Origin of the sequence: Streptomyces sp. NPDC060028 (assembly GCF_042736725.1) — a bacterium.
In the GTDB taxonomy this organism is placed as follows: domain Bacteria; phylum Actinomycetota; class Actinomycetes; order Streptomycetales; family Streptomycetaceae; genus Streptomyces.
Genome location: NZ_JBHWVJ010000004.1, coordinates 137311 through 160404, shown reverse-complemented (window position 1 = coordinate 160404; position 23094 = coordinate 137311). Strand labels below are relative to the sequence as shown.

Sequence of the window (23094 nt, the reverse complement as noted above, 5' to 3'; positions counted from 1 at the left end):
GGATGCTCACTGTGACCTCCGTGAATGTGAATGGGATCCGCGCCGCCGCCAAGAAGGGCTTCGTGGAGTGGCTCGAGGGATCCGACGCCGACGTCGTCTGCCTGCAAGAGGTGCGGGCCGAGGAAGGTCAGATTCCTGCGGAGGCCCGGGAGCCCGAGGGCTGGCACACCGTGTTCGCGCCGGCCGCCGCCAAGGGCCGCGCCGGGGTCGCGCTCTACACGCGCCGGGCGCCCGAGCGAGTGCAGGTCGGCTTCGGGAGTGAGGAATTCGACTCCTCCGGGCGGTACGTCGAGGTGGACCTGCCCGGCGTGACCGTGGCGAGCCTGTACCTGCCCTCCGGGGAGGCCGGCACCGCGAAGCAGGACGAGAAGTACCGGTTCATGGGGGAGTTCGCGGCCTACCTCGCCGGGCTGAGGGCGCGGGCCGCCGCCGACGGGCGCGAGGTCGTGGTGTGCGGTGACTGGAACATCTGCCACCAGGAAGCCGACCTCAAGAACTGGAAGACCAACCGCAAGAACGCCGGCTTCCTGCCCGAGGAGCGGGAGTGGCTCGGCAAGGTGTACGACGAGGCCGGATACGTCGACGTCGTGCGCGGCCTGCACCCCGACACCGAAGGGCCGTACTCCTGGTGGTCCTACCGCGGGCGGGCCTTCGACAACGACGCCGGATGGCGCATCGACCTCCAGGTCGCGAGCCCGGGGCTGGCCGGCAAGGCCGTGAAGGCCTTCGTCGAGCGGGCCGAGACGCACCCCGAGCGGTGGTCCGACCACGCCCCCGTGACCGTGGTCTACGAGCTGGGCGTCTGAGCCGGCGGATCCTGGGCCGTCCGCTCCCGGGCGGAGGGCTGGTGCAGGCGGTCCATCGCCATCGTGAGCTCGGCCTCGACCACGCTCTTGGCCAGCGGGCGCAGCCGGGGCAGGGCCTCCTCCCCGAGGTGTGCGGAGATGAGCTCGGTGAACAGGGCCGCCATCGCGTCCGCGTGCTCGCGGACCCGGCGGCCCGTCTCCAGCACGGCGGACAGCGGAACGCCCTCGCGGACGAGCGCGGAGGAGACGTCCAGCAGCCGGCGGCTGACGTGCACGATCTCCTCCCCGTCGGTGGCGAGGTAGCCGAGGTCCAGGGAGGCCGCCAGGTTCTCCGGGGTGACCTCGCCCTCGAAGTAGTCGGCCAGGGCCTCCGGCGTGAGCCGGACCGGGGTCTCCTGCGACCAGCCGATCCCGAGCAGCTCGCCGAGCTGGCTGACGTCGCGGCCGTTCTCGAAGGCGGCGGTCAGCTCGGCGATGCCGCCGAGGGTGTGTCCGCGCTCCAGCAGCGCGGCGATGGTGCGCAGCCGGGCCAGGTGGTGGTCGTCGTACCAGGCGATGCGGCCCTGGCGGCGCGGCGGCGGGAGCAGTTTGCGCTCCCGGTAGAAGCGCAGGGTGCGTACGGGTATGCCGGCCGCCTCGGCCAGCTCCTCCGTACGGTATTCGTGCACTGCCGTCCCCGCTTCCGTTTCAGCCACGGCCGAAGCCTATGGCGTACCCGCAGTAACTTTCCGGGCGTGACCCCTACCCATGGGTACGGGGCTGCTCTACTCTCCCGATTGTGCCAGTGATTGCTGGCAAGGTTGCAGATGCGGAAGGCGGCGGGCATGGGCGGCACGGTCGGCAACGACATCGCGGGACGCGAGCACGTACGGGTGGCGGTGATCGGGTCCGGATTCGGCGGACTGGGCGCCGCCGTGCGACTGCGGCGCGAGGGGATCACGGACTTCGTCGTACTGGAACGGGCCGATTCCGTCGGCGGGACCTGGCGCGACAACAGCTACCCGGGGTGCGCGTGCGACGTCCCCTCGCACCTCTACTCCTTCTCCTTCGCGCCCAACCCCGACTGGCCCCGCACCTTCTCCGGGCAGCCGGCCATCCGTGAGTACCTGGAGCACGTCGCCGACACCTTCGGGCTGCGCCGGCACATCCGGCTGAACCACGAGGTCCGGATGATGCGCTGGGACGCCGACGCCCTGAGGTGGGAGATCGAGACCTCGGGCGGCGAACTCACCGCCGACGTCGTCGTCTCCGCCACCGGGCCGCTGTCCGACCCGAAGATGCCCGAGGTCCCCGGGCTCGCCGGATTCCCCGGCAAGGTCTTCCACTCGGCCCGCTGGGACCACGACTACGACCTGCGCGGCAAGCGCGTCGCCATGATCGGCACGGGCGCCTCCGCCATCCAGATCGTGCCCGCCATCGCACCCGACGTGGAGCGCCTCACGCTCTTCCAGCGGACCCCGCCGTGGGTGATGCCGCGCACCGACCGGGCCATCAGCGCCGTGGAGCGCTGGCTGCACCGCCAGCTGCCCTTCACCCGGGCGGCGCGGCGCGGGCTGCTGTGGGGGATACGGGAACTGCAGGTCAGCGCCTTCACCAAGCGGCCGAACCAGCTCGGGCTCATCGAGTCGCTGGCCAAGGCCAACATGGCGCGCTCGATCAAGGACCCGGCGCTGCGGGCCAAGCTGACGCCCTCGTACCGGATCGGCTGCAAGCGGATCCTGCTGTCGAGCGAGTACTACCCGGCGCTGGCCCGGCCCAATGTGGACCTGGTCGCCTCCGGGCTGAAGGAGATCCGCGGGTCGGTGCTGGTCGCGGCCGACGGGACGGAGACCGAGGTCGACGCGATCGTCTTCGGCACCGGCTTCCACGTCACGGACATGCCGATCGCCGACCGGGTGGTGGGCGCGGAGGGCAAGACCCTCGCGGAGGCGTGGAAGGACGGGATGCAGTCGCTGCGCGGGGCGACGGCGGCCGGCTTCCCGAACTGGATGACGATCATCGGGCCCAACACCGGGCTCGGGAACAGCTCGATGATCCTCATGATCGAGTCGCAGCTCGCCTACATGGCCGACTACATGAGGCAGCTCGACGTCCTCGGCGGGCGGGTCGCGCTCGCGGCCAGGCCCTCGGCCGTGGGTACCTGGAACCGCCGGGTCCAGGACCGGATGCGGCGGACCGTGTGGAACACGGGCGGCTGCACCAGCTGGTACCTGGACGCGCAGGGCCGCAACACCACGGTCTGGCCGGGAACCACCGGCGAGTTCCGCAAGGAGACGCGGAGTGTGGACCTGAGCGAGTACGAGGTCGTGCGCGTCCGGGAGCGCGAGCCCGCGGCCGCCTCCGCGGTGAAGGCGAAGCCCGCCCCGCGCACCGCCAAGGCCGCCCCCGCCGAGGAGGGCGCCGCGTGAGCCGCCTGACGCATGTCACTGCCGGGCCGTACGCTCCCCCGACCGCGCGGCGGGAGCTGGTCGCCACCTCCGCCGACGGGGCGCGGCTGCACGTCGAGGTGCACGGGGAGGAGGGCGCGCCGGCCGTGGTGCTGGCGCACGGCTGGACCTGTTCCACCGCCTTCTGGGCCGCGCAGACACGGGCCCTGGCGGGCACCCACCGGGTCATCGCCTACGACCAGCGCGGGCACGGCCGCAGCCCTGCCGCCACCGCGTACGGCGTCACCGCCCTCGCGGACGACCTCGTCGCCGTCCTGCGGGCCACCCTCGCCCCCGGCGAGCGGGCCGTGGTCGCGGGGCACTCCATGGGCGGCATGACGGTCATGGCCGCCGCCGGGCGGCCGGAGTTCGCCGAGCACACCGCGGCCGTCCTGCTGTGCAGCACCGGCAGCAGCGGGCTGGTCCGGGAGTCGCTGGTCCTGCCGGTCCGCGCCGGGCGCGTGCGGACCCGTATCACCGGCGCGATACTCGGCTCGCGCGCCCCGCTCGGACCCGTCACGCCCGTGGCCAGGAAGGTGCTGAAGTACGCCACCATGGGCCCCGGTTCCGCGCCCGACAAGGTCGAGGCCTGCGCCCGTATCGTGCACGCCTGCCCCACCGGGGTCCGCCACGCGTGGTCCCGGGTGCTGGCCGAGCTGGACCTGGACGCGAACCTGGCCGCGCTCACCGCGCCCACCGCCGTCATCGGCGGCCAGAACGACCGCCTGACGCCGATCGTGCACGCCCGGGGGCTCGCCGCCGCGCTGCCGAACTGCGTCGGGCTCACCGAACTGACGGGCATGGGGCACATGACCCCGATCGAGGCCCCGGAAGCCGTCACCAACGCCGTGCGGGAACTGGTCGACTCGTACCTTTCCGTCCCCGAGAAGGAGAAGACGCCGTGAGCGCTCGCAGGAGTCTGGAAGGCCAGGTCGCCGTCGTCACCGGCGCCGCCCGCGGGGTCGGTGAGCTGCTCGCCCGCAAGCTCTCCGCGCGCGGCGCGAAGATCGCCCTGGTGGGGCTGGAGCCGGAGGCCCTCAAGGAGGTCTCCGAGCGGCTGCACACCGACAGCGACCACTGGTACGCCGACGTCACCGACCACGAGGCCATGGCCCGCGTCGCGCAGGAGGTCAAGCAGCGCTTCGGGAAGGTGGACATCGTCGTCGCCAACGCGGGCGTGGCCGCCGGCGGCCCGTTCGTCGACTCCGACCCCGACGCCTGGCGCCGCGTGATCGAGGTCAACCTCATCGGCGGGGCCGTCACCGGCCGGGCCTTCCTGCCCGTCCTGACGGAGAGCCGCGGCTACTTCCTCCAGATCGCCTCGCTCGCCGCGATCACCCCGGCGCCGATGATGACGGCGTACTGCGCCTCCAAGTCGGGAGTCGAGGCCTTCGCCCACTGCCTGCGCGCCGAGGTCGGCTACAAGGGCGTCAAGGTGGGCGTCGGCTACCTCTCCTGGACCGACACCGACATGGTGCGCGGCGCGGACCAGGACGAGGTCATGCGGGAGTTGCGACAGCGGCTGCCGTGGCCGTCCAACCGCACGTACCCGCTGGGACCGGCCGTCGACCGGATCGTGGCGGGCATCGAGCGGCGCTCGGCGCACGTGTACGCGCAGTGGTGGCTGCGGGGGATGCAGGGGGTCCGCGGCTACCTGCCGGGGATCATCGGGGCGGTCGGCCAGCGCGAGATGAAGCGGTTCGAACCGCGACTGGCCAGTGTCTCCAAGGGACTTGTGGGCGCCGGCGGGGCCGCGGACGAGCAGGAGCGGATACAGCGCGGCTAGTCGAAATGCGGCCTTTGTCTGCCCGTGCCAGGCTGGGTCGGGCCAAGCCCCGACACCCCTCCAGGAGGGAACAGCATGGGTCTCAAGGATCAGTTCCAGGACAAGGCGAAGCAGCTCGCGGAGCAGGCCAAGGCCAAGGCCAAGGCCAAGGCGCACGGCGCCGAGGGCGAGGGCGAGGCCTCGGAGCGTTCCTCGCAGGCCGAGCGGAACCCGAAGGCGCAGGCCCAGAAGGCCCGTGAGGCCTTCGACGACAATTTCGACAAGTAGCCGGGCACCCCGCGAGGGGCGCGACCCGTCCGGAACGGACGACGGGTCGCGCCCCTCGCGCGCGTCCTGCTCACTCCCGCGGCGGCAGCTTCGGACGGCGCCGGTCCGGCACGTCCGTGTACCCGGGCGGCTGCAGGGCCGGGTCCTGCTCCAGCAGCTCCAGCGCCAGGTGCACCGCGTCGTCGAGCTGCGCGTACCGCCCCTCCGCCCAGTCCAGCGGGGTGCGCAGGATCGCCAGGTCCGGCTCCACGCCGTGGTTCTCCACCGACCACCCGTACTCCGGGAACCAGGCCGCGTTCATCGGCACCGTGATCACCGTGCCGTCGCCGAGGGTGTGCCGGCCGGTCATGCCGACCACCCCGCCCCAGGTGCGCTGCCCGACCACCGGGCCCAGCCCCAGCAGCTTGAAGGCCGCGGTGATCATGTCCCCGTCGGAGGAGGTCGCCTCGTCGGCCAGCGCCACGATCGGACCCCGGGGCGCGTTCGAGGCGTACGAGACCGGCTGGGCGTTACGGGTCAGGTCCCAGCCGAGGATCGAGCGGGTCAGCTTCTCCACCACCAGCTCGCTGATGTGCCCTCCCGCGTTGCCGCGCACGTCCACGATCAGGGCCGGCCGCGACATCTCCATCCGCAGATCGCGGTTGAACTGCGCCCAGCCCGAGCCCCCCATGTCGGGGATGTGCAGGTAGCCGCACCGGCCGCCGCTGATCTCCCGTACCACCGCGCGGCGCTTGGAGACCCAGTCCTGGTAGCGCAGCGGCCGCTCGTCGACCAGCGGTACGACCGCCACCCGCCGGGCCCGGCCCTCGCCCTCCGCGGGCTCGAAGGTGAGCTCCACCGTCGTGCCGCCCGCCGCCGTGAGCAGCGGGTAGGGCCCGGCGACCGGGTCCACCGGCCTGCCGTCGACGTGGGTGAGGACCGCGCCCTCGCGGATGCCCGTGCCCGCGAGCGGGGAACGGGCCTTGGAGTCGGAGGATTCGCCGGGCAGGATCCGGGCGATGACCCAGGCCCCGTCCCGGGGGACCAGGTTGGCGCCGAGCAGCCCGATGGCCCGTTGGTAGTGCGGGGGGCCTTCGTTGCGGCGCGCGGGGGAGACGTACGCGTGCGAGGTGCCCAGCTCGCCGAGGACCTCGCGCATCAGGTCGGCGAACTCGTCCGGGGAGGCGACCCGTTCGACCAGCGGGCGGTACTGGCGCAGCACCCCGTCCCAGTCGATGCCGCACATGTCCGGCTCCCAGAAGTAGGCGCGGATCAGCCGCCCGGCCTCCTCGAAGGCCTGGCGCCACTCGGCCGCCGGGTCCACCTCGTGCAGGATCCGCCGCAGGTCCAGGTAGACGGTGGAGTCACTGTCGCCCGACTCGGTCGCGGGGACCGCCCGCAGTTCGCCGTCGTCGTTCACCACCAGCCGCGTGCCGTCGCCGCTGACCGCGAACCAGTCGAGCCCGGAGGCCAGTTCGGTCTTGCGGGCCTTGGTGATGTCGAAGTACTCCAGCGTCGGCTTGCCGCTGGTGTCGGCCGGGTTGGCGAAGGTCTCGCCGAGCGCCCCGGAGATGGGCCAGCGCAGCCACACCAGCCCGCCGCCGCTCACCGGGTACAGGGCCGAGTACTTCGAGGCGGACACCGGGAAGGGGGTGACCCGGCTCTCCAGCCCCTCCACCTCCACGGTCACCGCGCCGGAGTCGGAGTCGGAGTCGGAGTCGCCCTCGCCCGGGTCGAGCCCGCCCGCCGCGGGGCGGCCGTCGGCCGAGTAGGCGAAGGGCGAGGGGGTCGCCGAGGAGAGCGGCACCAGATAGGGGCGGCAGCCCAGCGGGAAGGACAGGTCGCCGGTGTGCACGTCGTAGACCGGGTCGAAGCCGCGCCACGACAGGAAGGCCAGGTAGCGGCCGTCCCGGGTGAAGACCGGACTCTCGTCCTCGAAGCGGCCGTTGGTGACGTCCACGACCGTGCGCGCGCCGGGACCCGAGATCCGGGCCATCTTGATCTGCCGCAGCGAACGCCCGACGCCCGGGTGCGACCAGGTCAGCCAGGTCCCGTCGGGCGAGAACGCCAGGTCGGTGACCGGCCCGTTGACGGAGCGGATCAGCTCGCTGACCTCTCCGTCGGAATCCTCGGACGCGTCGATCAGGAGCAGCCGCCCGTCGTTGGAGGCGATGGCGAGCCGCTCGCCGTCCGGGTCCGACAGCAGTTCCAGTACGCGCCCCAGCTCGCCCGAGGCCAGCCGGCGCGGCTCCCGCTCCCCGGAGGCCCGCGGCAGGTAGGCGATCTCGATCGCGTCCTCGCCCTCCGCGTCCGTCACGTACGCCACCTGGCCGCCGCTGCCCAGCATCTCGGGCAGCCGGACCCGCACGCCCGGGGTGTCCGCGATGGTCCGGGCGGGCCCGTCGCGGTGCGTCAGCCAGTACAGGCTGCCGCGCACCACGACGGCGCTGGCCCGCCCGGTGGCGTCGACGGAGAGCGAGTCGACGTGGCTGGCGGCCGGCACCTGGTAGGTACGCCGTCCCGCGCGGGGGCCGCCGAGGCGGACCTCCAGCTTGCGCGGGACGCTGTCGGGGGCGAGGGAGTCGACGAGCCAGATGTCCCCGGCGCACTGGTAGACGATCCGGGAGCCGTCGCTGGAGGCGTGCCGGGCGTAGTACTCCCCGTGGTCGGTGTGCCGGCGAAGGTCGCTCCCGTCGGGCAGGCAGGAGTAGAGGTTGCCGATGCCCTCGTGGTCGGAGAGGAAGGCGATCCGGCCGCCGACGAACATCGGGGAGTCGAGGTGGCCCTCCAGCCCTTCCAGCAGCCGCTTGCCGTGCAGCCACAGCCGGCCGGTGGCACCGCCCCGGTAGCGCTTCCAGGCGGCGGGCTCGTGCGGGGGCTTGCCGGTCAGCAGCAGGGTGCGCCGCTCGCTGCCGGGCCCGTCGCTGTCGTGGACGGCGATGTCCGAGACCGGGCCCCAGGGGAGCTTGCCGCCGGGGGAGCCGTCGGTCGGCAGGCTGTAGGCCCAGGCGAAGTAGGAGAAGGGCTGGTTCTGCGAGGACACGGCCAGGATGTCGCTGCGGCCGTCCTCGTCGGGCGGGGTCCAGCCGCAGACGCGGGTGTCGGTGGCGCCCCAGTAGCTCAGCTGGCGGGCGGGGCCGCCGTCCACGGGGGCGAGGTGGATCTCGGGGTCGAGGCTGCGCCACGTGGTGAAGGCGATGTGCCTGCCGTCGGGGGAGAAGCGGGGGTGGCTGACCCGGGTCCGGTCGACGGTGATCCGCCAGGCCCGGCCGACCGGATCTCCAGGGGGAACCAAGGGCGCCACCCAAAGATCGTCCTCGGTGGCGAAACACAGCAGGTCGTCGTGCAGGTGCGGGAACCGGAGGTACGCGACGTCGTGACTCACCCCCCAATGCTTTCCGCGCCGAGGGGGGCTGGCAACTCGTACAGGTGATCCAAGGTGACCCACGCCACTGTGCAGACCGAAACGGAACGGTTTCGTTTCGCTTGGTCGAGGGGTATCGTCTTAGGCGTACGAAACAGTTTCGTCTCGATGGGCGACGCCGGAAGGAGATGCCGAGATGGTCGAAGAAGCCATGTCGCGCCGCACCCGGATCACCCCCGAGCGGGAAGCCGAACTCCACGGGGCGGTCCTCGACCTCCTGCGCGAGGTCGGCTACGAAGCGCTGACCATGGACGCGGTCGCCGCCCGTACGAAGTCCAGCAAGGCCACCCTCTACCGCCAGTGGGGGAGCAAGCCCGAGCTGGTCGCGCGAGCCCTGCGGTGCACCCAACCGGTCTCCCTGCGGGAGATCGACACGGGGAGCCTGCGCGGGGACTTCGCCCTCATGATCGAGCACTCCGACGACGACCAGATGGCGAAGGACACCGCGCTCATGCGGGGCCTGGCCCACGCGGTCCACGAGAGTCCGGAGCTCCACAAGGCGCTGCGGGACCTGCTGGTCGACCCGGAGATCACCGGCCTGCAGCTGATGCTGCAGCGGGCCGTGGACCGTGGCGAGATCGCCCCGGACTGTCCGGCCCTGGCCTTCGTACCGCACATGCTCATCGGGGCGTTCATCGCGCTCCCGCTGATCGAGGACCGGTCGGTCGACCGGTGCTTCCTCGGTGACTTCATCGACGCCGTGGTCTTCCCCGCCCTCGGCGTCTGATCTGCCCGCTGTTCCTGACACGCCGCTCTCGTCGTCGGACCGGCTCACCATGCCCTGATCCATCCACGACCCGAACGGGAGAACCACCGACGTGGCCACCTTCCTTTACCGACTCGGCAGGGGCGCCTTCCGGCGCCGCCGTTTCGTCGCCCTCGTCTGGGTGGCGCTGCTGTTCGCCGCCGGCTTCGGCGCGGCGTCGGCGTCCGCGCCCACCTCCGGCTCGTTCTCGATACCCGGCACGGAGGCCCAGAAGGCCTTCGACCTGTTGGACCAGCGCTTCCCGGGGATGGCCGCCGACGGCGCCACCGCCCGTATCGTCATCAAGGCCCCGGCGGGCGAGAAGGTCGACTCCCCGGCCGTCAAGGACCAGGTCAACAAGATCGTCTCGGACCTGAAGAACGGCGCGGGCAAGGAGCAGATCTCCTCGGTCGCCGACCCGTACGAGGCCAAGGCCGTCAGCCAGGACGGCTCCACCGCGTACGTGAGCGTCAAGTACACCGTCAGCGGCATGGAGCTCAAGGACCCGACGCGCGATGCGCTCAAGGAGTCGGGCGACGCGGCCAAGGCCTCCGGCCTCACCGTCGAGATCGGCGGCGACGCGCTGATGGCCGCCCCCGACACGGGCTCCGGCGAGATCATCGGCATCGCCATCGCCGCGATCGTCCTCGTCATCACCTTCGGTTCGCTGATCGCGGCCGGACTGCCGCTGGTGACCGCGCTGATCGGCGTGGGCATCGGCGTCTCCTCCATCACCGCGCTGGCCAGCGTGCTGGACCTCGGCTCCACCACCTCCACCCTCGCGATGATGATCGGCCTCGCCGTCGGCATCGACTACGCCCTCTTCATCGTCTCCCGCTACCGCGCGGAGCTCGCCGAGGGCCGCGAGCGGGACGAAGCGGCCGGACGGGCCGCCGGAACCGCCGGCTCCGCCGTCGTCTTCGCCGGTCTGACCGTGGTCATCGCCCTGGTGGGCCTGGCCGTCGTCAACATCCCGATGCTGACCAAGATGGGCTTCGCGGCCGCGGGCACCGTGGTCATCGCCGTCCTCGTCGCCCTGACCCTGGTCCCGGCCATGCTCGGCTTCGCGGGCAAGAAGGTCCTGCCGGCCGGTACGAAGAGCAAGCTGTTCGGCAAGGGCAAGGGGAACGGCAAGGACGCGCCCGCCGGCACCGAGGCCAAGCCCAACGGCGGCACCCGCTGGGCCCGCTTCGTCCTGCGCCGCCCGGTGATGGTCCTGCTGGTCGGCGTGATCGGCCTCGGCGCCATCGCGATCCCGGCGAGCAAGCTGGAGATGGGCCTCCCGGACGACGGCGCCCAGCCGGTCTCCACCACCCAGCGCCAGGCGTACGACCTGCTGTCCGAGGGCTTCGGCCCGGGCTTCAACGGCCCCCTGATGGTGGTCGTGGACGGCGACAAGGCACTTGCCGAGAAGACGGCCGACCGGATCAAGGGCCTGGAGGGCGTGGTCGCGGTCACCCCGCCGACCACCAACGAGGCCGGCGACGCCTCGGTGATCACCGTCATCCCGAAGGACCGCCCGTCCTCCGTCGAGACCGAGAACCTGGTCCACACGATCCGCGAGGGCAGCGGGGACGACGTCCTCGTCACCGGCGCGACCGCGATGAACATCGACTTCTCGCAGAAGATGAACGACGCGCTGCTGCCCTACCTGGCACTCGTCGTCGGCCTCGCCTTCCTGCTGCTGATGCTCGTCTTCCGCTCGATCCTGGTCCCGCTCAAGGCGGCCCTCGGCTTCCTGCTCTCGGTGGTCGCCGCCCTCGGCGCCGTCGTCGCGGTCTTCCAGTGGGGCTGGCTCGGCTCGCTCTTCGGGGTGGAGCAGACCGGTCCGATCATGTCGATGATGCCGATCTTCATGGTGGGCGTGGTCTTCGGTCTGGCCATGGACTACGAGGTCTTCCTCGTCACCCGCATGCGTGAGGCGTACGTCCACGGCGAGCGCCCGGGCCAGGCCGTCGTGACCGGCTTCCGGTACAGCGCCCGGGTGGTCGTGGCCGCGGCGGTCATCATGATCGCGGTGTTCTCCGGCTTCATCGGGGCCAGCGAGCAGATGGTGAAGATGATCGGCTTCGGTCTGGCCGTCGCCGTCTTCTTCGACGCCTTCGTCGTCCGCATGGCCATCGTCCCGGCCGTGCTCGCACTGCTCGGCCACAAGGCCTGGTGGCTGCCCAAGTGGCTGGACCGGATCCTGCCGAACGTGGACGTGGAGGGCGAGAGCCTGCGCAAGCACCTTGAGGCGTCCTCCCCGCAGGACCCGGACAAGGACCGCGAGCTGATCAAGGTCTGATCCTCGGATCCTCGGATCCTCGGATCGCATGACACCGGCCCCGCACCTGATCGACAGGTGCGGGGCCGGTGTCGTGGGAGTCGTCGCGCGGCGTTGGGCTCAGCGGGTGACGGAGGCGTACGTGCGCCGAAGGAAGCGCCGCAGGGCGGCGATGTCGAACTGGATCACGGCGACGCCCTCGGGGGAGTGGAGCTCCACGATGGCTTGCACCCGCCCGCAGGGCCAGACGCGTACGTCGCCGGTCCCCGTCGGTGCCTGGAGGCCGGCCTCCAGGAGGGCGCGGGGGAAGACCCACTCGTTGTCCGTGCCCTCGGGGGAGAGGTCGGCAGGGAAGACCATGCGCACGGCCAAGGGCTCGGCGGAGGCGAAGCGCAGGGCGACCGGGATGGTCCGGTAGAGGGGGTCGTCCGTGATGACGCGGGCACGGACCCGCTCCTCGACGGCGGCGGCAACGGTGGCGGTCGCGGTCGTGGGTGGATTCTCGGCGGTCGCTGACATCGACAAGACTCCTCGAATCGGAACATATACGTCCGTATTGCCCCCAGCCTCGCACATTCCGACGAAAGTGCACGGCACTATTTGTGACGGCGCCGCTCTTGCCAACCATTTGCAACTGGGCACTATTCTTGAACGGTTAAAGACTGTGTGAGAAGCGGAGCCACTCCATGCATGTGCCCGACGGATTCATCAACGCACCCGTCTCGGTGGCCGCCGGAGTGGTGGCCGCCGGCGCGGTGGCCGTCAGCCTCCGCGGCGCACGCCGCGAGCTCGGGGGCACCTCCCAGGCCGAAGGATCCGGGGGAGAGCGCGCGGCGCCGCTCGCCGGCCTCGTCGCCGCCTTCATCTTCGCCGTGCAGATGCTGAACTTCCCGGTGGCCGCCGGCACCAGCGGCCACCTGCTGGGAGGGGCGCTCGCCGCGATACTCGTAGGCCCCTACACGGGTGTGCTGTGCGTGTCCGTGGTGCTGCTCATGCAGGGCGTCCTCTTCGCCGACGGCGGCCTGACCGCCCTCGGCGTCAACGTCGTGAACATGGCCGTCGTGACCGTGGTCGTCGCGTACGCGATCTTCCGCGGGCTGCTCAAGCTGCTGCCCGACACCCGCCGCTCGGTGACCGCGGCCGCCTTCGTCGGCGCCCTGTTCTCGGTGCCCGGCGCGGCCGTCATGTTCTCCCTCTTCTACGCCCTCGGCGGCACGACCGACGTGCCCCTCGACAAGGTGTTCGGCGCCATGGTCGGCGTCCACGTCCTGATCGGCATCGGCGAAGCCGCCATCACGGCCGCGACCGTGGGCGCCGTACTGGCCGTACGGCCCGACCTGGTGCACGGCGCCCGGGGCCTGGCCGCGCCGCTCAAGCTGCGCGTCGGCGGCGTACTGGTCGACGCCCCCGCGGCGGCCCCCGCCCCGGTGGCCGTAGCCGCCCGCTCCCCGCGGAAACTCTGGGCCGCCGGCCTGGTCACCGCCCTCGTGCTGGCCGGCTTCGTCTCCTTCTACGCCTCCGCCAGCCCCGACGGCCTGGAGAAGGTCGCCGCCGACAAGGGCATCGACCGGAAGGTGACCGAGCACGCCGCCGCCGACTCCCCGCTCGCCGACTACAGCGTCAAGGACGTCGGCGACGCCCGCCTCTCCGGCGGCCTCGCCGGGGTCATCGGCGTCGGCGCGACCGTCGTCGTGGGCACCGGGATCTTCTGGACGGTGCGCCGCCGCCGCGCGGAGGACCTCACCGCCGCCTCCACGGCCTCGTCGGCGGCCTGACGTGGGCGCGGGCCACGCCCACAAGCTCTACCGGCACGGGCACTCCCCGATCCACGGGCTGCCGCCGCACTGCAAGCTCGCCGCGACCCTCGCCTTCGTCCTGGTCGTCGTGTCCACACCGCGCGAGGCGGTGTGGGCCTTCGGCCTGTACGCCGTCCTCCTCGCGGCGGTCACGGCCGCGGCCCGGATCCCGGCCGGCTTCCTGCTGCGCCGGCTGCTCATCGAGGTGCCCTTCGTCGCCTTCGCCGTCCTGATGCCCTTCGTGGCCGAGGGCGAGCGGGTCGACTTCCTCGGGCTCTCGCTCAGCGTCTCCGGCCTGTGGGGCGCCTGGAACGTGCTGGCCAAGGGCACGCTCGGCGTCGCCGCGTCCGTACTGCTCGCCTCGACGACCGAGCTGCGGGCGCTGCTCCTGGGCCTGCAGCGGCTGAAGCTGCCGCCGCTGCTCGTGCAGATCGCCTCCTTCATGATCCGGTACGGGGACGTGATCACCGACGAGCTGCGCCGGATGTCGATCGCGCGCCGCTCGCGCGGCTTCGAGGCGAGCGGGATCCGGCACTGGGGGGTGCTCGCCAAGACCGCCGGCGCGCTGTTCATCCGCTCCTACGAGCGCGGCGAGCGGGTCCACCTCGCGATGGTCAGCCGCGGCTACACCGGTTCCATGCCGGTGATCGACGAAGTCGCGGCCACGCGCGCCCAGTGGGCGTACGCGGCCGTACTCCCGGTGACGGCCCTCGCCGTCTGTCTGATGGGATGGACACTGTGAACCCCTCCTCCTCGCCCTCCTCGCCTTCGCTGGACGTGTCCGGACTCGCCTACGCCTACCCGGACGGGCACCAGGCCCTCTTCGGGGTCGACCTGACCGTGGGCCGGGGCGAGCGGGTCGCCCTGCTCGGGCCCAACGGCGCGGGCAAGACCACCCTGGTGCTGCACCTCAACGGCATCCTGGGCGGCGGGGTCGGCTCGGTGACCGTGGCCGGGCTGCCGGTGGAGAAGCGGCACCTCGCCGAGATCCGGCGCCGGGTCGGGATCGTCTTCCAGGACCCCGACGACCAGCTGTTCATGCCCACCGTCCGCGAGGACGTGGCCTTCGGGCCGGCCGCCGCCGGGATGCGCGGCGCCGAGCTGGAGATGCGCGTACGGGAGGCCCTGGAGCAGGTCGGGATGGCGGATTTCGCCGACCGGCCGCCGCACCACCTGTCCTTCGGGCAGCGCCGCCGGGTCGCGGTGGCGACCGTACTGGCCATGCGGCCGGAGATCCTGGTCCTGGACGAGCCCTCGTCCAACCTGGACCCGGCCTCGCGGCGGGAGCTGGCCGACATCCTGCGCTCGCTGGACGTGACGGTGCTGATGGTCACGCACGACCTGCCGTACGCGCTGGAACTGTGCCCGCGCGCGGTGATCCTCAGTGAGGGGGTCATCGCGGCGGACGGCCGCACGCAGGACCTGCTGTGCGACGAGGAGCTGATGCGGGCCCACCGCCTGGAACTCCCCTTCGGCTTCGATCCGCGCTCGGTGTCGGTGGCGTAGGGGACTACGGCCCGGACTACGGCCCGGACGGCGGCTCGGACGGCGGCGGCTCGGATCGCGGAGGCATAAGCGCAGGCCCCGGCGCGTTGGACCGCTCGTGGACATCCAGGGTGTGGTGACGGAGGGCTTCGAGCCCGTCAGGGACGCGTTCGTACGCAATTTCGAGGTGCTCGGGGACCGGGGCGCGGCCGTGTCCGTGTACCGGGACGGCCGCAAGGTCGTGGACCTGTGGGGCGGCACGAAGGACGCGAACGGCACGGAGCCCTGGACCGAGGACACCGCGCAGATCGTCCGCTCCGCCACCAAGGGCGTGGCCGCCGCCGTGCCGCTGCTGCTGCACCAGCGCGGGCTGCTGGACCTGGACGCGCCCGTGAGCTCGTACTGGCCGGAGTTCGAGGCGGGCGGCAAGGACAAGACCCTGGTCCGCCACCTGCTCGCGCACCAGGCCGGGGTGCCCGCGCTGGACCGCGGCCTGACCATGGCGCAGGCGGCGGACGGGGTGTCCGGACCGCGTGCGGTCGCCGCGCAGCAGGCCTTCTGGGAGCCCGGCACCGGGCACGGCTACCACGCGCAGACCTTCAGCTGGCTGCTGTCGGAGCTGGTGCTGCGGGCGACCGGCCGGACCGTCGGCGGGATCCTGGCGGAGGAGATCGCCGAGCCGCTCGGGCTCGACTTCTGGATCGGCCTGCCGGAGGCCGAGGCGCACCGGGTGGGCCGGGTGGCGCCGGTCGAGCCGCCGCAGAGCGCGGGGCTGCTGCGGACCCGGCCGAGGAGAAACGTTTCCGAGGCGTACGCCGACCCGGACTCCCTCACCCGCCGCGCCTTCGCCGCCATCGACCCCCTGCCGGACGAGAACGACCCCGTCTACCAGGCCGCCGAACTGCCCGGCTCGGCCGGCATCGGCACGGCGCGCGCCCTGGCCCGCTTCTACGCCGCCACGATCGGCGTGGTCGAGGACGGCGCCCGGATCTTCACCCCGGCCACGACGGCACTGGCCGGGCGGGAGTTCTCGGCCGGCCCCGACCGGGTCCTGGTGGTCGCCACCCGCTTCGGCCCGGGCTACATGCTGCACGGGCCCGCCTCGCCGCTGCTGTCCCCGGCCTCCTTCGGGCACCCGGGCCGCGGTGGCTCGCTGGCCTTCGCGGACCCGGAGGCGGGCATCGGCTTCGGCTACGTCACCAACGCCCACGCCAAGTCGGTCACCGCCGACCCGCGGGCCCAGACCCTGGTCCGGGCCCTGCGATCGGCCCTCCAGCCCTCCGGGTCCTAGCGCTCCCGTACGTCGGCCAGTACGGCCCCCGCATGCCCGATGAGGTCCCGCGGGGGCATCGGGAACACCGAGTCCGGGGTGCCGGCGGCCGCCCAGACCACCTCGTGCGCGAGCAGGGAACGGTCCGCGAGGACGCGGGTGCGGGTGCGGTGGCCGAAGGGCGGCACGCCGCCGATCGCGTACCCGGTGGTCTCGCGCACCAGCGCGGCGTCGGCGCGGGTCACCTTCCCCGCGCCGAGCTCCCGGCGCACCGCGTCCACGTCCACGCGGGAGGCCCCGTCCATCAGGACCAGCACGGGGACGCCGTCCGCGGCGAAGACCAGCGACTTGGCGATCTGGCTGAGCTCGCAGCCGATCGCCGCGGCGGCGTCGGCGGCGGTGCGGGTGCCGTCGGGGAAGGTACGGACGTCCAGGTCGTCGAGGCCGAGCTCGGCGAGGGCTTCGGCGAAGCGGGGGTGCGGAGTCGTCATGCGCCGACGCTACCGCCGCCCCCGCCCCGGGCGCGGCCGGTTTTTGCGCGTGCGGCTCCGCTGCCGGGGGCTCCGCTGCCGGGCTCCGCTGACCAACGGAGCCCCGGAGAGCGGGTCAGGAGTTCAGGACCTGGGCCACGATCGGGCCCGCCGCGTCCGCGCCGTGGCCGCCGGCCTCGACCATCGCCGCCGCCGCCACGTCACCGCTGAAGCCCGTGAACCAGCTGTCCGGGCTGCCCGCGCCGTCGACCTCCGCCGAGCCGGTCTTCGCGCCCTTGTCCGAGCCGCCGACCGCGGCCATCGCGCCGCGCCCCGTCCCGCTGGTGGCCGTCAGCTTCATCATGCGTACGAGCTGCGCCGCCACCCCCGGCTTCATCGGCCGCTTGGCCCGCGCGAGGTCGCGGCCGTCCAGCGAGGCCTTGACGATCACCGGCTGGCGGAACACCCCCGTCCGCGCGGTCGCCGTGATGGACGCGATGTTCAGCGGGTTCATCCGGATCTGGCCCTGGCCGATGTACTCCGCGGCCGCCGCCGCACCCGACGCGTCCGGGACCTCCCCCGGGAAGCTCGGGATGCCGATCTTCCACTCCTCGCCGATGCCGAAGACCTCGCGCGCCTCCTTGGGCAGCGCCGCGTTGTCGCCCACCTGCTTGATCTGCTTGATGAAAGCGGTGTTGCAGGACTGGGCGAAACTCGTCGCGAAGGGCTCGTTGTCGAGCTTGAGGCCGTTCAGGTTCTTGAAGGTGCGGCCGTCCCACGGCACCGTCGCCGGACACTCGGCCACCTTGTCGGCCGCCACCAGCCCCCGGTCGAGCAGCATCGCCGCCGTCGCGATCTTCATCGTGGACCCGGGGGCGCGCCCGCCGAGCACGGCCGCGTCGTAGCCGTCCTTGCGGTGGTTGGCGATGGCCAGGATGTCCCCGGTGCTCGGCTTGACGGCGACCACCGAGGCCTCGGCGAACCGTCCGACCGCCTTCTCCGCGGCCGCCTGCACATCGGCGTCCAGCACGGTCTCGATCTGCCCCGGCTTGCCCTCCACCAACGTCAGCAGGCTCCGCCGGGGGGCGTCCTGCGCGGCCGGTTCGATCCACACCTCGGCGCCGGCGGCGCCGCCCGCCTTCTCCCCGTACGTCTTGCGCAGCGCGTCCAGCACCGGGCGCAGGGACGGGTACTGCTCGGCCGTCAGCTCCTTGCCGTTGCGGTCGACGGCCTTGACCGGCGGGCTCGCCGGGGTGCCCGCGCGCAGTCTGTCGCCCTTCTGGAGCTGCGGGTGGATGATCTCGGGCTGCCAGTCCACCAGCGGCAGGCCGCTGGTGATCCCGCGCACCACCGTCAGCTTGGACTCGTACGCCAGGGGCTTGGTCACGCCCTCGTACGTGATCTCGGCGGCGACGGTGAACGGCACCGTGGTGCCGGCCGGCGTGCCCGCAGTGATCGCGGCCTTGGCCACGTAGGCCTTGGCCTTGTAGTCGGCGACGGCCGGCTGGGCGTCCTGCGCGTTGTTCGTCAGGGCGGCGGCGGCCGGAGCGTCCCCGGCCGCCCACGCGGCGAGGAACGCCTTGGCGGTCTCGGCGATCTCCTTCTCGCTGACGGGCCCGCTGCCCTTCTCCGGCTTGTGCGGCGCCGCGCCGGCCGCGCTGCTCTTCTTGTCGTCCCCCGTGTCGCCGGCGTCCCCGACCAGCGCGTACACCCCGTACCCGGCCCCGCCCAGCATCGCGAGCAATGTGCCCCCGACGATGGCACCCTTCGTCGCCCCGTTCACGTAAGTCCCCGTTCCCCCGTTGATGGCTCCTGAACGTGTTCAAGAACTCTTGGTGCGGACTTTACGCCGAGGGAGCGAACGCACGTGCGGTTGTTACCGGACCGTCACATGCCGCCGGACCTGCTGTCTGACCCGCCCTCACCCGCCCTCAGACCCAGGTGTCCAGCCACATGCGGCCCCGCCAGGAGTCCATCGGGATGGACTGGCCGGTGTAGATGGGCCAGAAGTAGATGAAGTTCCACACGATCAGGAGCACCAGGACCCCCGCCCCGATCGCCCCCAGCGCGCGCCGGCGTTCCGAGGGGCCCGCCGGTCCCAGCAGGGCGCCGATCATCATCGCCACCGCCAGGCACAGGTACGGGACGAAGACCACCGCGTAGAAGTAGAAGATGGTCCGCTCCTGGTAGTTGAACCAGGGCAGCAGGCCCGCGGCCAGCGCGCACGCGATCGCGCCCGCCCGCCAGTCGCGGCGCAGCAGCCAGCGCCACAGCACGTACAGCAGCGCGAAGCAGCCCGCCCACCACAGCAGCGGCGTGCCCAGGGCCAGCACCTCGCGGGCGCACTTGGCCGTCTCCGTCCCCGGGCAGCCGTCGGTGCCGGGCGCGGGGGACTCGTAGAAGAAGGAGACGGGCCGCCCGAGGACCAGCCAGCTCCAGGGGTTGGACTCGTACGTGTGCCCCGAGGTCAGGCCGACGTGGAACTTGTAGACCTCGGTCTCGTAGTGCCACAGGCTGCGCAGCCACTCCGGCAGGAAGGACAGCGAGCTGCCCTGGTCGTTCTTGGCCGCCCAGTCGCGGAAGTAGCCGCCCTTGCCGTTGTCCGGGCTCAGGATCCAGCCCAGCCACGACATCAGGTACACGGCGACCGCCACCGGCACGGTCGACAGGAAGCCGGGCAGCGCGTCGCGGCGCATCATCGCCGCGTACGGGGCGCCCGCGCCCGCGGTGCGCCGGGCCGCGGCGTCCCACAGCACGGTCAGGACGCCGAAGAACGCCAGCACGACCAGGCCGTTCCACTTCGTGCCGAAGGCCAGGCCCAGGCAGACGCCGGCCAGGATCCGGTACGGGCGCCAGCCCAGGCCCAGCGTCTCGGCGATCCGCAGGTCCGGCCGGGTGCGGCCCTCCTCGTCCACCGGGAGCGCCGCCGCGAGCCGGGCCCGCGCCTTGTCCCGGTCGATGACCAGGGCCCCGAAGGCGGCCAGGACGAAGAACATCAGGACCAGGTCGAGCAGGGCGGTCCGGCTCATCACCAGGTGCAGGCCGTCCACCGCCATCAGCGCGCCCGCCAGGCAGCCGAGGAAGGTCGAGCGGAACAGGCGCCGCCCGATGCGGCACAGCATCAGCACGGACAGGGTGCCGAGCAGGGCGGTCATGAACCGCCAGCCGAACGGGTCGAAGCCGAACATCCATTCGCCGAGCCCGATCACCCATTTGCCGACGGGCGGGTGCACGACGTAGCCCGGGTCCAGGGGCAGCGGGACCCCGTCGGGGTTGGCGAGGATCGACTTGTCGATGTCCTTGGGCCAGCTCGACTCGTAGCCCTGCCGGATCGTGGCCCAGGCGTCCTTGGCGTAGTACGTCTCGTCGAATATCACCGCCTTCGGGCTGCCCAGGTGCACGAACCGCAGCACCCCGGCGACCAGCGCCACCAGCAGCGGCCCCGCCCATGCCAGCACCCGCTGCCAGGTGGCCCTCTCCGCGGCCGGGACGCCCAGGGCCGTCCACAGCTGCCCCGAGGGCTGCGCGTACGGGGGCACCAGCCGGGTACGGACGTCCGCGCGGCGGGCGGCCCCCGCGGGCGGCGCGTAGCCGAAGCCGCGCAGGCGGCGCAGCCAGACGGACGGCTGGGCGTCGGAGTCGCGCCCCGCCTCGGAGGCGGGCGGGGCCCCCGCGGGGCTGGGCGGCGGCGTCGCGGTACTGGTCACCGGGTCATCGTAGGGAACGCGGCTGTGCGTACCCCAGTGCCCGGGGGATCAAGGAGCGTCGTGCGTCGCGGCGGCGACGGCCGGGCCGGGCGGGCGGCGGCCGGGACGGCAGCGACGGCCGGGCCGGCCGTGGCGGCTGAGAGGATGGGGCGGTGACCACTGACCAGCCCCGCGCCACCGACACCTCCCCCTCCCACGGCGCCCAGGGCGCGCCCGGCGCCCCCGGCGTCCTCGTCCTCGCCGGGACGCCGATCGGCGACCTCGCCGACGCCCCGCCCCGCCTGGGGGCCGAGCTGGAGCGGGCCGACGTGGTCGCCGCCGAGGACACCCGGCGGCTGCGCCGCCTCACTCAGGGCCTGGGTGTGCACACCACCGGGCGCGTCGTGTCGTACTTCGAGGGCAACGAGTCCGCACGCACCCCGGAGCTGGTCGAGGCGCTGCAGGCGGGCAAGCGGGTGCTGCTGGTGACCGACGCCGGCATGCCGTCCGTCTCCGACCCCGGCTACCGGCTGGTCGCCGCCGCCGTGGAGAAGGACATCAAGGTCACGGCCGTACCCGGGCCCTCCGCCGTACTCACCGCACTCGCACTGTCCGGTCTGCCGGTGGACCGGTTCTGCTTCGAGGGGTTCCTGCCGCGCAAGGCGGGCGAGCGCCTGGGCCGGCTGCGCGAGGTGGAGGGCGAGCGGCGCACGCTCGTCTACTTCGAGGCCCCGCACCGGCTCGACGACACCCTGGCCGCGATGGCCGAGGTCTTCGGCGCGGACCGCCGGGCCGCCGTGTGCCGCGAGCTGACCAAGACGTACGAGGAGATCAAGCGCGGCGGACTCGGCGAGCTGGCCGCCTGGGCGGCGGAGGGCGTCCGCGGCGAGATCACCGTCGTCGTCGAGGGCGCCCCGGCCGCGGCGCCGGGCGACGTGGACGCCGAGGAGCTGGTGCGCAGGGTGCAGGTGCGCGAGGAGGCGGGGGAGCGTCGCAAGGAGGCGATCGCCGCGGTCGCGGCGGAGGCGGGGGTACCCAAGCGCGAGGTCTTCGACGCGGTCGTGGCGGCAAAGAATGCGGCACAAAAGATGCCGTAAGTCGGTAAAGAGCTAACCTGAAAAGCAAAGCTCAGACCGCGCGCCGGGCGCTTTGGGCATGAGTGGGCCAAAGACCGTCCAATACTGGACATGGCCTGATGCGCTCCCGCCCGAAGAGGCGTCCACTGGCAATGGCACCAGTGGAACAAGAGGAGCTGGCATGAGTGAGATCGCTGACACCCCGGTACCCGTACCCGTCGCCGTACCCGCCGTCTCCGCACCTGCCGTGCAGACCGTGCACGAGGCCTATTCGTTCGCCTGCATGAAGTGCGGGTACGGCTGGGAGCAGGCGTGCGAGATCGAACACCACGTCGACGGCAAGGGTCAGCCGTTCATCATGTACACGGTCAACGGGGAGCGGGTGCCCTCTCCGCTGTCGAACCCGACCTGCCACAACTGCGGCGGCCACGTCGTACGCATCATGCGGGCCGGCCAGGTCTCCTCCGTCCTCGGCATGATCGACCACCTCTACCACCACCGCATCGCCCCCGGGATCGCCGGACCGGTGCCCGCGGGCGAGAACGTCCCCCGGGCCCCCAAGCCCCCGAAGCCGCGCAAGGCGACTCACCTGCACGACGCGCCGGGACCCGTCTCCATCGACGAGGCCGGCCGGCGCCGGGGCCTGTTCGCCCGCCTGATGGGGCTGCTGCGCCGGTCATAAGATCGGGCGCATGAGCACCACGAGCACCGCTTCGAAGGACGCACCGCCGCCGCTGCCCGAGCCCCTCCGGGTGGCGGTGGCGGACTCCCACACCCACCTGGACATGCAGTCCGGCACCGTCGAGGAGGGCCTGGCCAAGGCCGCCTCCGTCGGCGTGACCACCGTGGTACAGGTCGGCTGCGACGTGAAGGGCTCGCGCTGGGCCGCCGAGACGGCCGCCGCGTACGAGAACGTCCACGCGGCCGTGGCCCTTCACCCGAACGAAGCCCCCCGCATCGTGCACGGCGACCCCGACGGATGGTCGCGGCAGGGCGCGCGGGCCGGCGGCGGCGAGGGCGCGCTCGACGACGCGCTGGCCGAGATCGAGGCGCTCGCCGCGCTCCCGCACGTGAAGGCGGTCGGCGAGACCGGACTCGACTACTTCCGCACCGGCCCCGAGGGCATGGCCGCGCAGGAGCGTTCCTTCCGGGCCCACATCGAGATCGCCAAGCGGCAGGGCAAGGCACTCGTGATCCACGACCGCGAGGCCCACGCCGACGTGCTGCGCGTCCTGCGCGAGGAGGGCGCGCCGGAGCGCACGGTGTTCCACTGCTACTCCGGGGACGCGGAGATGGCCCGCGAGTGCGCCGCCGCCGGGTACTACATGTCCTTCGCCGGGACGGTCACCTTCAAGAACGCCGCGCCGCTGCGCGAGGCCCTGGCGGTGGCCCCCCTGGAGCTGGTGCTGGTCGAGACGGACGCGCCGTACCTGACCCCGGCGCCGTACCGCGGACGGCCCAACGCGCCGTACCTCATTCCGCTGACGGTACGGGCGATGGCGGCGGCCCGCGGCATCGACGAGGACGCCATGGCGACGGCGCTGGCCGCGAACACTGCGCGCGCGTTCGGGTACTGACGCACACCCGTTCGCCACACTGGGTAGCCGCCCGG

Annotated in this window: 20 protein-coding genes; 14 read left to right on the top strand and 6 right to left on the bottom strand. The window is 72.5% G+C overall.

The window, feature by feature from the left end; all coding sequences use genetic code 11:
• Positions 1–2 precede the first annotated feature (2 nt).
• A complete protein-coding gene (locus ACFWBF_RS03855; protein WP_385594644.1) occupies positions 3–806 on the top strand; it encodes an exodeoxyribonuclease III in 804 nt (267 codons plus the stop codon).
• On the opposite strand, the gene ACFWBF_RS03850 is transcribed toward ACFWBF_RS03855, so the two are convergent.
• Complete coding sequence (locus ACFWBF_RS03850) at positions 788–1501, bottom strand: MerR family transcriptional regulator (RefSeq protein WP_385594641.1); 714 nt, start codon at positions 1499–1501, stop codon at positions 788–790. The genes ACFWBF_RS03855 and ACFWBF_RS03850 overlap by 19 nt on opposite strands.
• Before the next feature lie 111 nt (positions 1502–1612).
• On the opposite strand from ACFWBF_RS03850, the gene ACFWBF_RS03845 reads away from it, so the two are divergent.
• The 4 genes from ACFWBF_RS03845 to ACFWBF_RS03830 all read left to right on the top strand — a co-directional run bounded on the left by ACFWBF_RS03845 (position 1613) and on the right by ACFWBF_RS03830 (position 5285).
• Entirely contained in the window at positions 1613–3214 is a 1602-nt protein-coding gene (locus tag ACFWBF_RS03845) for a flavin-containing monooxygenase (RefSeq protein WP_385594638.1), read from the top strand.
• Positions 3211–4137 (top strand): alpha/beta fold hydrolase, encoded by a 927-nt coding sequence (locus ACFWBF_RS03840; RefSeq protein ID WP_385594635.1) that lies wholly within the window; start codon positions 3211–3213, stop codon positions 4135–4137. Before ACFWBF_RS03845 ends, ACFWBF_RS03840 begins: the two co-directional genes overlap by 4 nt.
• Complete coding sequence (locus ACFWBF_RS03835; RefSeq protein WP_385594632.1) at positions 4134–5018, top strand: SDR family oxidoreductase; 885 nt, start codon at positions 4134–4136, stop codon at positions 5016–5018. The genes ACFWBF_RS03840 and ACFWBF_RS03835 overlap by 4 nt, the downstream gene beginning before the upstream one ends.
• A gap of 75 nt (positions 5019–5093) precedes the next feature.
• Entirely contained in the window at positions 5094–5285 is a 192-nt protein-coding gene (locus tag ACFWBF_RS03830; RefSeq protein WP_385594630.1) for a hypothetical protein, read from the top strand.
• Positions 5286–5355: 70 nt separating this feature from the next.
• Here ACFWBF_RS03830 and ACFWBF_RS03825 read toward each other — a convergent pair whose 3' ends face one another.
• Positions 5356–8649, bottom strand: a complete 3294-nt coding sequence (locus ACFWBF_RS03825; protein WP_385594627.1) for a S41 family peptidase — start codon at positions 8647–8649, stop codon at positions 5356–5358.
• Between the two features lie 175 nt (positions 8650–8824).
• Between ACFWBF_RS03825 and ACFWBF_RS03820 the strand changes: the two genes are divergently transcribed.
• Both ACFWBF_RS03820 and ACFWBF_RS03815 read left to right on the top strand, forming a co-directional pair.
• Positions 8825–9415 carry a TetR/AcrR family transcriptional regulator gene (locus ACFWBF_RS03820; RefSeq protein ID WP_385594624.1) on the top strand — a complete coding sequence of 197 codons (591 nt, stop codon included), beginning with the start codon at positions 8825–8827 and terminating at the stop codon, positions 9413–9415.
• 91 nt (positions 9416–9506) lie between these two features.
• Positions 9507–11720, top strand: a complete 2214-nt coding sequence (locus ACFWBF_RS03815) for an MMPL family transporter (RefSeq protein WP_385594621.1) — start codon at positions 9507–9509, stop codon at positions 11718–11720.
• Positions 11721–11819: 99 nt separating this feature from the next.
• Here ACFWBF_RS03815 and ACFWBF_RS03810 read toward each other — a convergent pair whose 3' ends face one another.
• Positions 11820–12218, bottom strand: a complete 399-nt coding sequence (locus ACFWBF_RS03810) for an SsgA family sporulation/cell division regulator (RefSeq protein WP_385594618.1) — start codon at positions 12216–12218, stop codon at positions 11820–11822.
• Positions 12219–12385: 167 nt separating this feature from the next.
• Between ACFWBF_RS03810 and ACFWBF_RS03805 the strand changes: the two genes are divergently transcribed.
• The 4 genes from ACFWBF_RS03805 (at position 12386) to ACFWBF_RS03790 (ending at position 16271) form a co-directional block, all read left to right on the top strand.
• On the top strand, positions 12386–13474 hold the full coding sequence (locus ACFWBF_RS03805; RefSeq protein ID WP_385594615.1) for an energy-coupling factor ABC transporter permease: 1089 nt from the start codon (positions 12386–12388) through the stop codon (positions 13472–13474).
• Between the two features lies 1 nt (position 13475).
• Positions 13476–14237 carry a cobalt ECF transporter T component CbiQ gene (gene cbiQ, locus ACFWBF_RS03800; protein ID WP_385594612.1) on the top strand — a complete coding sequence of 254 codons (762 nt, stop codon included), beginning with the start codon at positions 13476–13478 and terminating at the stop codon, positions 14235–14237.
• Complete coding sequence (locus tag ACFWBF_RS03795; protein ID WP_385594609.1) at positions 14225–15001, top strand: energy-coupling factor ABC transporter ATP-binding protein; 777 nt, start codon at positions 14225–14227, stop codon at positions 14999–15001. The genes cbiQ and ACFWBF_RS03795 overlap by 13 nt, the downstream gene beginning before the upstream one ends.
• Positions 15002–15098: 97 nt before the next feature.
• Complete coding sequence (locus tag ACFWBF_RS03790; RefSeq protein ID WP_385594607.1) at positions 15099–16271, top strand: serine hydrolase domain-containing protein; 1173 nt, start codon at positions 15099–15101, stop codon at positions 16269–16271.
• Here ACFWBF_RS03790 and ACFWBF_RS03785 read toward each other — a convergent pair.
• From ACFWBF_RS03785 to ACFWBF_RS03775, 3 genes are all read right to left on the bottom strand, one after another.
• Positions 16268–16741, bottom strand: a complete 474-nt coding sequence (locus tag ACFWBF_RS03785) for a YbaK/EbsC family protein (protein ID WP_385594604.1) — start codon at positions 16739–16741, stop codon at positions 16268–16270. The genes ACFWBF_RS03790 and ACFWBF_RS03785 overlap by 4 nt on opposite strands.
• Before the next feature lie 115 nt (positions 16742–16856).
• Positions 16857–18503 (bottom strand): penicillin-binding transpeptidase domain-containing protein, encoded by a 1647-nt coding sequence (locus tag ACFWBF_RS03780; RefSeq protein ID WP_385594601.1) that lies wholly within the window; start codon positions 18501–18503, stop codon positions 16857–16859.
• Positions 18504–18651: 148 nt separating this feature from the next.
• Entirely contained in the window at positions 18652–20427 is a 1776-nt protein-coding gene (locus tag ACFWBF_RS03775) for a dolichyl-phosphate-mannose--protein mannosyltransferase (protein WP_385594598.1), read from the bottom strand.
• Between the two features lie 152 nt (positions 20428–20579).
• On the opposite strand from ACFWBF_RS03775, the gene rsmI reads away from it, so the two are divergent.
• The 3 genes from rsmI to ACFWBF_RS03760 all read left to right on the top strand — a co-directional run bounded on the left by rsmI (position 20580) and on the right by ACFWBF_RS03760 (position 23059).
• A complete protein-coding gene (rsmI, locus tag ACFWBF_RS03770; RefSeq protein ID WP_385594595.1) occupies positions 20580–21503 on the top strand; it encodes a 16S rRNA (cytidine(1402)-2'-O)-methyltransferase in 924 nt (307 codons plus the stop codon).
• Positions 21504–21663: 160 nt separating this feature from the next.
• Entirely contained in the window at positions 21664–22164 is a 501-nt protein-coding gene (locus ACFWBF_RS03765; RefSeq protein ID WP_385594592.1) for a hypothetical protein, read from the top strand.
• Positions 22165–22174: 10 nt separating this feature from the next.
• Positions 22175–23059, top strand: a complete 885-nt coding sequence (locus ACFWBF_RS03760) for a TatD family hydrolase (protein ID WP_385594590.1) — start codon at positions 22175–22177, stop codon at positions 23057–23059.
• Positions 23060–23094 lie beyond the last annotated feature (35 nt).

Coding starts and splice junctions, on each gene's coding strand:
- ACFWBF_RS03855 (WP_385594644.1), top strand. CDS start 3: ATGCTCACTGTGACCTCCGTGAATGTGAATGGGATCCGCGCCGCCGCC.
- ACFWBF_RS03845 (WP_385594638.1), top strand. CDS start 1,613: ATGCGGAAGGCGGCGGGCATGGGCGGCACGGTCGGCAACGACATCGCG.
- ACFWBF_RS03830 (WP_385594630.1), top strand. CDS start 5,094: ATGGGTCTCAAGGATCAGTTCCAGGACAAGGCGAAGCAGCTCGCGGAG.
- ACFWBF_RS03820 (WP_385594624.1), top strand. CDS start 8,825: ATGGTCGAAGAAGCCATGTCGCGCCGCACCCGGATCACCCCCGAGCGG.
- ACFWBF_RS03810 (WP_385594618.1), bottom strand. CDS start 12,218: ATGTCAGCGACCGCCGAGAATCCACCCACGACCGCGACCGCCACCGTT.
- ACFWBF_RS03805 (WP_385594615.1), top strand. CDS start 12,386: ATGCATGTGCCCGACGGATTCATCAACGCACCCGTCTCGGTGGCCGCC.
- ACFWBF_RS03795 (WP_385594609.1), top strand. CDS start 14,225: ATGGACACTGTGAACCCCTCCTCCTCGCCCTCCTCGCCTTCGCTGGAC.
- ACFWBF_RS03785 (WP_385594604.1), bottom strand. CDS start 16,741: ATGACGACTCCGCACCCCCGCTTCGCCGAAGCCCTCGCCGAGCTCGGC.
- ACFWBF_RS03765 (WP_385594592.1), top strand. CDS start 21,664: ATGAGTGAGATCGCTGACACCCCGGTACCCGTACCCGTCGCCGTACCC.
- ACFWBF_RS03760 (WP_385594590.1), top strand. CDS start 22,175: ATGAGCACCACGAGCACCGCTTCGAAGGACGCACCGCCGCCGCTGCCC.